This is a genomic window from Saccharothrix sp. ST-888 (assembly GCF_000955975.1).
GTDB lineage: Bacteria > Actinomycetota > Actinomycetes > Streptomycetales > Streptomycetaceae > Kitasatospora.
Genome location: NZ_JYJF01000082.1, coordinates 25,970 through 34,331, shown reverse-complemented (window position 1 = coordinate 34,331; position 8,362 = coordinate 25,970). Strand labels below are relative to the sequence as shown.

The window sequence follows — 8,362 nt, the reverse complement described above, 5'->3', positions numbered from 1 at the left end:
GCCCGTGTCCTGCCCGGAGAGAAAGTCCGTCATGTCGGTCACCAGCGCCCAGCAGCCGGTCGTCAGCCCAGTAGTCCGTACTCGCACGAAGCTCGCCCACCCGGCGCTGCTGCTGATCGGCATCGTGCTGGTCGCGCTCAACATGCGCGCCTGCCTAGCCGCGATCTCGCCGATGGTCGGTGAGATCCAGCGGACCTTCGGGCTTTCCGCGACCGCGAGCGGCCTGATCACCACCGTCCCGGTGCTGTTCCAGGGTGTCGGCGCACCGCTCACGCCCCGGCTGACCAGGCGTTTCGGCACGGAGCGGGTGGTACTCGGCGCGGTGCTGGTGCTGGGCGCCGGAGTGCTGCTGCGGGTGCTGCCCTCGGTGGCGGCGCTGTACGCGGGGTGCGTGGTGATCGGTGTCGCGATCGCCGTCCTGAACGTCTCGATGCCCGGCCTGGTGAAGCGCGAGTTCCCGGACCGGGCCGCGACCATGACCGGCGTCTACTCGACCACCATGCTGATCGGCGCCACCCTGGCGGCCGGTTCCTCGGTGCCGCTGGAGAAGGTGCTCGGCGGCGGCTGGGAGGGCTCGCTCGGCGTCTGGTCCCTGCTCGCGCTGATCGCGGCGGTCGCCTGGCTGCCGCAGGTGCTGCGCTCCCGTCAGGAGAAGGCGGCGGTGGCCGCCGCACCGGCCGGCCGGCAGATCGACGGGATCTGGCGTTCGCCGCTGGCCTGGCAGATCAGCCTCTTCATGGGCATCTCCTCGCTGCTGGTCTACATCCTGGTCGCCTGGATGCCGACGATCCTGGCCGATCACGGCATGGACCGGGGTGAGGCCGGTCTGGTCTTCGCGTTCAGCAACCTGGTGCAGGTCGCGGGTGCCTTCCTGGTGCCGCTGGCGGCCGGCCGGATGACCAGCCAGCGCGGGCTGGCCGTCGCGATGGCGGCGCTCAACGCGCTCGGGATCACCGTCCTGCTCGTCGCCCCGGTCTCCGGGGCCTGGGTCTCGGCGGCCGTACTCGGTGTCGCCCAGGGCGGGTCGCTCGGCCTGGCGCTGGCCTTCATCGTGCTGCGGACCGGCAGCGCGGCGGGCGCGGCCCAGCTGGGCGGGATGAGCCAGGCGGTCGGCTATCTGGTCGCCGCCGCCGGACCGGTCGGTGCCGGTGCCCTGCGCCAGGCGACCGGTGGCTGGGACCTGCTGCTGATCCTGATGCTCGTACTCGCCTCGGTCGCCGCCGTGGCGGGCTGGGGCGCGGGCCGCAACCGCACCCTCTGAGCACTGCCCACTCCGGGGCTCACCCGCTCTGAGAACCGTGCTGCACCGGACCGGCGTTCCGCCGATGTACCGCTTCGGGCAGGCCGAGCGGGGCGTGGGAAACCACGCCCCGCTCGGCCTGTGCGGTCCTACTCCTCGCTCGCGAGGGTCATGCCCGCCAGCCTGACGGAGGCGAAGACGGTGGCCGCGACGGTGATCACGATCAGCAGCGGGATCGCCACGCCGAGGGCCACCGGGGCGGTCAGTGAGCCGTCGGCGGCGACCGCCTTGGCCACCGAAAGGCCCCACTGCTGCACGCTGAGGGTCTTGGCGCCGCTGACGAAGTTGCCGACCAGGCTCTCCCAGACCAGCGCGTACGCCAGTCCGGCGACCACCGCGTGCCGGGTGACCACGCCGAGCAGCAGGAAGACCGCGCTGTAGGCGGCCCCCGAGACCAGCGTGCCCAGGGTGAAGGCGACGGCCAGGTTGTCCTTGGTGCCGTAGATGATCAGGCCCGCCAACAGGGTCGGGATCGCGGCGAACACCCAGGTGGTGACGATCGCGACGGCCAGCTTGGTGGTGATGATCTTCCAGCGGGGCAGCGGTTTGGCCAGCAGGTAGACGATCGAGCCGTCGTCGATCTCGGTGGCGATCACACCCGTCCCGACCACCAGACCCAGGATCGGCACCAGGGTGCCGAGCGAGAGCGTGCCGAGGATGTTGACGGCCAGGTCGTGCTTGTCGACGTCGGCGCCCCGCGCGATCACGGAGATCACCAGCAGCAGTGCCGGGACGACCAGCAGCAGGACGCCGCGGCGGCGGCCCAGCAGGCCGCGTACGGTCAGCCTGGCTACGGTCCGGTTCATGGGTTCCAGCCCTTCCAGTGGAACGCGGGGTCAGGACGCGACGAGGTAGGAGAAGACGCTCTCCAGCGACTCGTCGGCCGGGGAGACGGTGTAGAGCCGGATACCGGCCTCCTTGGCGACCTTGGGCAGCAGGGTGGTGAAACCCTGGAAGTTGATGGCCTGGATCCGCAAGGCGCGCTCCTGCCAGTCGAGTTCGATGCCGGCCGTGGAGCCGTCGGCGATCAGCGCGGCGGCGAGCCGCCGGTCGTCGCTGGAGCGGACCAGGTAGCGGTGCGGCCGGTCGGTCATCAGCCGCCGGATCTTGCGGAAGTCGCCGGAGGCGGCGTGCCGTCCGGCCACCACCACCTCGATGTGGCGGGCCAGTTGCTCGACCTCCTCCAGGATGTGCGAGGAGAACAGCACCGTCCGGCCGTCCGCGCCGAAGCGGCGCAGCAGCTCCATCAGGTGCAGGCGCTGACGCGGGTCCATGCCGTTGAACGGCTCGTCGAGCAGCAGCACCGACGGGTCGTGCACCAGGGCCGAGGCCATCTTGACCCGCTGCTTCATGCCCTTGGAGTAGGTACCGGTACGCCGGTCCTGGGCGTACTCCATCTCGACCAGGGCGAGCGCCCGCTCGGCCGCCGCGCCCGGGTCGGCCAGGCCGTGCAGCTCGGCGTTGGCGAGCACGAACTCCCAGCCGGTCAGGTAGTCGTACATCGACTCGCGCTCGGGGACCAGGCCGATCTTCCGGTACACCTGCTGGTTGCGCCAGATCGCCTCACCGTCCAGCGTGACGGCACCGGCGGACGGCGCGAGGAAGCCGCTCATCATGTGGATGAGGGTGGACTTGCCCGCGCCGTTCGGCCCGAGCAGGCCGGTGATACCGGGGCCGATGCTCATGGACACGTCGTTGACCGCAACGACGTTTCCGAACCAGCGGGAGACCTTGTCGATGGTGATGACAGCCATGTCGACGCCCTCTCAGATCTTCCGGTAGCGGCTGAGCATCAGCCAGTACGAACCGACCACCAGCACGGCGATCTCGGCGGCGAAGACCACCACTCCGAGCGCGCCGGGGGCGTGCGTGGTGTTCGGGTTCTCGGCCAGCCCGAAGATCTGGTTGACCAGACCGTCCACCAGCGTCGACGGGGACAGCACGGCCGACCACTGGGCGGAGTCCAGCACCTGGCCGCCGGAGCCGACCGACAGGTTGAACACGATGCCCGCGATGATCGAGCTGACCACCAGCACACCCATGATCGCGGCGACCCCGAAGCCCCGGCGCGGGGTACTCGCGGCGATCAGCAGACCGAGCGCCGAGTACAGCACCGCGTACAGCGCGGCGGCCACCAGCCCGTAGAGGAAGTGGCCGGTGTTGTGGCCGAACGGCAGCCCGCCGAGGATCGATCCGACGTAGAGCACCACCAGCGGCACGGTCATCAGGAGCATCATCGCCGCGACCATCGCGCCGAACTTGGCCCGGACGTAGTCGCTGCGGGTGATCGGCCGCGAGAAGTACAGCGGCACCGTCTGGTGCCGCAGGTCACGGGACATCAGCACCGGCGCCTGGGCGGCCAGGAAGATCACGACGAAGAGCGAGAAGGCGGACAGGTACTGCGGGTAGTCCAGCGGCAGCTGCTTGCTGTGCTGCAGGATCGCGAGCGCGACGATCACCAGGGCTGGCGCGCCCAGCACACCGAGCACCAGCATCGGCAGCACCTTGGACTTGCCCGAGCGGCCGAGGCCGTACGCGGCCCGCAGGCTCTGGACGAACAGCGAGCGGGTGGCGTACGAGCGCCCCAGACGCGGGCCCTGGTACGAGCGGTAGCCGATGTTGTGGATGACGCCGCTGTCGGCGGCAGCCGTCCGGTGGGCCGTGGCCTCAGGAGGCAGCGACATCGTGGGCACCTCCTGCCTCTCGTGCCTCGTCGGTTCGGGTCGCTTCGGGTCCGGTTGCTTCGGGTCGTGCTTCGTCGGGGCGGGTCGCGTCGTCCGGGGCGTCGCTGGTGAAGATCTCGGCGACCCGGTGCCTGCGCTGTTCCAGCCGGACCAGGCCGAGCCCCAGGTCGGCGACGGTGTCGCGGACCGTGTCGTAGGTGTCCTCGTCCCTTATCTCGACCAGCAGGACCCGGGAGCCGTCCGGCACGACCGAGAGCCCGGCCTCGGTGAGCCTGGCGCGGACCGCCGCGTCGGCGTCGAAGGCGAGGTCCGTCGGGTGGTCGGTGACCTCGACCGCGAGCAGCTGGGTCATCTCGGTGAAGGACGCGGTGGACGAGGACCGCAGCAGACGCCCCCCGTCGATGACCACCAGGTGGTCGCAGGTGCGCTCCAGCTCGCCCAGCAGGTGCGTGGTGACCAGGACGGAGATCCCGAAGTCGCTGTACACCCGGCGGATCAGCGCCAGCATGTCGTCCCGGCCGACCGGGTCGAGGCCGTTGGTCGGCTCGTCCAGCAAGACCAACTGCGGGTCGTGGACCAGCGCCTGGGCCAGCTTCACCCGCTGCTTCATACCGGTCGAGTAGCCGCCCATCGGCCGGTAGCGCTCTTCGTACAGTCCGACGTGCCGCAGCGTGTCGGCGGTGCGTTCACGGGCGGCGGCGGCCGGGAGACCGGCCATCCGGGCCATGTGGACGACGAACTCGGTCGCGGAGACGTCCGGCGGCAGGCAGTCGTGCTCCGGCATGTAGCCGACCCGCTCACGGATGGCCGGGCCCTCGGTGGCGATGTCCAGACCGAGCACCTGGCCGGTACCGGAGGTCGCCGGGGAGAGCCCGAGCAGAATCTTGATGAGTGTGGACTTGCCTGCTCCGTTCGCCCCCACCAGGCCGACGACCCCAGGCTGCACCTCGACGGTGAGCTGGTCGAGCGCCGTGACCCGGGGGAACCTCTTGGTGAGGCCGTCCGTCTTGATGACAGTGGACACGTTCACCAACGTAGTGCGCAGCAGTCGCGCGCGATATGAGCTGGCACGACGAATCCCGTCTGCGTCTGCGGGATGACACCGCAGGCCCTTTCCCCTAGGGGATCGGACCTACGGTGTCTAACGGCGTCAGTTCAGCATGTTCGCCTGGAGGATCGTCACCTGCTGGAAGGCGGAGACCGGGACACCCCTCGGATTGGTCATCGCCACCGAGGCGAAGACGTCACCGTTGACCAGACCGGCCACCCGGCCGACCGGGTCCTTGGCGCCACCGGCGGTCTTACCGGCCGACATCAGCCGGGCTCGGCTGCCCGGCCCCACGTCGATCGGCAGATGAACGTCGGTCAGGGCCGGTACGTCCTTGAGCTGCTCCGTGCCGAGGTCGCGGTAGAACGCTCCCGCCTCGGCCTCGGAGCCGAAGGAGAGCAGCCAGATCTCGGTACGGGTGCCGTCCGGTGCGGTCCAGACGCGTTGGGTCGCGGCGCGGCAGGCGTTCTCGTTGAGCAGGGCGGTCCGCGTCGCGGGGGACTTGAAGCGGTCCGCATAGTCCGAGCACTTCGCCCAGGCGGCGCCTGCGGCGGGCATGGTGCCGGCTGCGGATACGGAGGCCGGTGCGGATGTTGCCGGTGCGGATGCGGATGCGGATGCGGAAGGCGAGGCGCTCGCCGACGAGGTGGTATCTGCGGACGGGGTCGTACTCGCTGAGGCCGAGGCACCGGAGGCGTCCGAGGCGCCCTTGGGAACGGGAAGCAGCAACAGACGCAGGTCCGCGTAGTGGCGCCGGTTGGCCGGGTCCGCGCCCGGCGCGGGCCTGCCGGACGGCAGCGGAGGCAGCGTCAGTGGCGGGAACGCGTAGCGGCCGTCGCTCGCGGTCCGCAGGCCTGGCATGTCGGTCCGGGGCTGCGCCGTGACCGCGACCGCCGTCGCCGTTCCCGAGAGCAGCAGGAGAAGCGCGGCAGCGCCCCAGCGCAACGCGGTCGTACGGCGCGGCTTGCGGACGTCCTCGGCGGCCGGATCAGTGGTCGGCTCGGCGGACAGCCCTGTCGACGACGCTGCCGGTGCGTCCGGGCGGGTGCTCTCGGTCATGCGGATGCTCCTGGCAGGGCGAGCCGGTCGAGTTGCCGGCGGAGGAGGGTCACGACCTTGTCCTTGGGCAGTGGTGCGACGCCCTCCACCTGCGCCTCGACCCGGAGGTCGCCCACGGCCGCCGAGCAGATCAGCTCGTCGAGCTTGTCTCCCGGCGGAGCGGCCGGCAGGTAGCAGTGCGCTTCCTGGTGCCCCGGGATCTGCGGTCCTTCACGGAACAGCCCGGGGTCCGAAGCCATCGCGCCCACGAAGGCGTTGTCCGCCTTCACCGCGTCCTGGTGGTACTGGAGCAGCCAGACGGTGACCACCAGATCACCGGTGGGGGAGGTGGCGTAGCTGCGGACCCCGGCGCCCTTCAGCGGCACGTCCTGCCACACCTTGCGCACGTCGTCCCGCAGCTTCTCCGGCATGGTCCTGACCATGTCCTCGGCCCACGCCCTGCGCTGGTCATCCGTCAGCTCGGTGTCGTTGCCGTACGCTCCGGCGTCCGGTCCGAGCTGGTACCCGGCGGGCATCGGCAGCAGCAGGTCGCGCATCGAACCGACGTGCGTGCCATCGGACTTCGCACCGGAGGAAGGCCCGGCCGAGGCGCTCGGCGGGGCGGCGGACGCGGGAGCCGAGGCGGCGGTGGCGGGTGCCGGGTCGTCGTACCGGACCTTCAGGATGCCGACACCGATCCCGACCCCCAGCAGCGCCGCCGCGACCACCGCCGCGCCCGCGCGCAGCGCCAGGCCCGGATTCGCCCCGGGGGCTCGGGGCGACTCCGCTGCCGGAGCCGGCTCCCGGAGCGCGGGGGACGTCGGCTCGGGCTGCTGCGCCGTGGGTTCCCGGACTGCGGTCTCGGCCGTGCCGGTGGTCTCACTCATACCAGTCGCTCCCACTGCTGCGCGGCGATGCCCTTGAGCTCATCGGCGGAGACCTGGCTCTGGGAGTAGATGCCGACCACCATCACGACGTTGCCGCGCCGGGCCGTGGCGCTCCCGAAGTAGTAGGTGTTGGTGCTGTCGGCGAAGTGGTTCTTCTCGGTCCGCACCAGATAGGTGCCGTGGACCGTGCCGTCCAACTTGAGTACGGCGGCGCTGCGTTCGGTCCAGTCGATCGCAGAGTAGGCGTGGTCCGCATCGAACTGGATGAGCTCCACGCGGTAGTTGTTGCCGCCCTTGGTCCAGGCGACCACCGCGTCCCGGCGGAAGCCGTCGCGGACCAGCTGTGTGAACTCCTTGTCCGCACCACCGTACGAGCCCGCCTTCGCCCCGACGGTGAGCCAGCCCGAGCCGTCGCCGTGACCGTAGTTGTCCCAGTCGTCCGCGCCGTCGGGCTTGCTGATCAGCAGCTTGCGCAGGTCGCCGTCGATGGCGAGCGGCTTCGGTGCCGCCTCGGCGGCGGCCTCGGCGTCCAGGGCGATGGTGGGGTAGCTCGGCGCGGCGACGTGCAACGACGGCAGCGGCGTCGCCGGACGGTCTGCCTGGACCGTGTAGCCGATCCCGGCGCCCAGCAGCGGGCCCAGCAGCAGGGCGCCGACCAGCAGTGTCACGGTGCGCGGGCTGCGCCTGGCCTTCGACTCCGCTACCGGCCCAGGTTCGTCGGACGACCCGGCGTCGTCGAAGTCGACTGCCGGGATCGGGTTCGGGCTCAAGTCCGGGCTGGGATTCGGCTCGGGAGACTCTGCGGTCTCGTGGGTGCTCACTGGCTTCTCCGGTACGGCAGGTTGGGCCGCTGTCATGGAACGGGGTCGGGGATCCGGCGCCTCGGGCCTCGGCGGAAGCTCAGCCACCGTCGGACAGCCGCTCGCGCTGACGCTTCATCACGTCCATCAGCTGGGACTTGTCCGGAGTCCCCTTCACGAAGACGGTGACCTGGTACTGGACGTCTCCGACGTAGCCGACCCCGACCAGCCGTCCGGTCCACGCCTCCTGGCCCGGCTTCATCAGGTACCCCTGGGCCTCGCCGTCGCCGTCGATGCCGAAGTTCTGACCGTTCTTGAACGTCTCCGACTTCGCGAACTCCTTCGCCATGGAACGCGACTTGAAGCGCAGCAGCCGGGTCTCGACCTCCTGCTTGCCGTCCGCCGTACGGTACCGGCGGAGGGCACCGTCGTCCTGGTAACCGTACGAGTCCAGCACGGCAGGGATCTCGCCGGAGTTGCTGTACCGGGCCGCGATGTCCTTGACACTCAACTCGGTTCCGTCGGGCGAACCGTAGGGCTCGGCACCGTCCGGCATCGGGAGCAGGAAGTAGCGGAGGTCACCGCCGTGCGTACCGCCGTTCACG

Annotated in this window: 9 protein-coding genes; 1 reads left to right on the top strand and 8 read right to left on the bottom strand. The window is 70.5% G+C overall.

Features of this window, described 5'->3' with window-relative positions; translation table 11 throughout:
• On the top strand, positions 1-1,261 hold a 1,261-nt coding region (locus tag UK12_RS23250), incomplete at its 5' end, for a CynX/NimT family MFS transporter (protein WP_231591351.1).
• 128 nt (positions 1,262-1,389) lie between these two features.
• Here the strand turns inward: UK12_RS23250 and UK12_RS23245 are convergent.
• From UK12_RS23245 to UK12_RS23210, 8 genes are all read right to left on the bottom strand, one after another.
• Positions 1,390-2,106, bottom strand: coding sequence for an ABC transporter permease (locus UK12_RS23245; RefSeq protein ID WP_045305045.1), 717 nt, complete (start codon positions 2,104-2,106; stop codon positions 1,390-1,392).
• A 30-nt stretch (positions 2,107-2,136) separates the two neighbouring features.
• A complete protein-coding gene (locus UK12_RS23240) occupies positions 2,137-3,054 on the bottom strand; it encodes an ABC transporter ATP-binding protein (protein ID WP_045305044.1) in 918 nt (305 codons plus the stop codon).
• Between the two features lie 12 nt (positions 3,055-3,066).
• On the bottom strand, positions 3,067-3,984 hold the full coding sequence (locus tag UK12_RS23235) for an ABC transporter permease (protein ID WP_045305043.1): 918 nt from the start codon (positions 3,982-3,984) through the stop codon (positions 3,067-3,069).
• Positions 3,968-5,008, bottom strand: a complete 1,041-nt coding sequence (locus UK12_RS23230; RefSeq protein WP_045305042.1) for an ABC transporter ATP-binding protein — start codon at positions 5,006-5,008, stop codon at positions 3,968-3,970. The genes UK12_RS23235 and UK12_RS23230 overlap by 17 nt, the downstream gene beginning before the upstream one ends.
• A 126-nt stretch (positions 5,009-5,134) precedes the next feature.
• Complete coding sequence (locus tag UK12_RS23225; protein WP_045305041.1) at positions 5,135-6,091, bottom strand: hypothetical protein; 957 nt, start codon at positions 6,089-6,091, stop codon at positions 5,135-5,137.
• Positions 6,088-6,957, bottom strand: coding sequence for a hypothetical protein (locus UK12_RS23220; protein ID WP_045305040.1), 870 nt, complete (start codon positions 6,955-6,957; stop codon positions 6,088-6,090). The genes UK12_RS23225 and UK12_RS23220 overlap by 4 nt, the downstream gene beginning before the upstream one ends.
• The gene (locus UK12_RS36815) at positions 6,954-7,778 is read right to left on the bottom strand and encodes a hypothetical protein (RefSeq protein ID WP_052682092.1); all 825 of its coding nucleotides are present in this window, start codon (positions 7,776-7,778) and stop codon (positions 6,954-6,956) included. Before UK12_RS36815 ends, UK12_RS23220 begins: the two co-directional genes overlap by 4 nt.
• Positions 7,779-7,857: 79 nt before the next feature.
• Entirely contained in the window at positions 7,858-8,361 is a 504-nt protein-coding gene (locus UK12_RS23210) for a hypothetical protein (protein WP_045305039.1), read from the bottom strand.
• Position 8,362 lies beyond the last annotated feature (1 nt).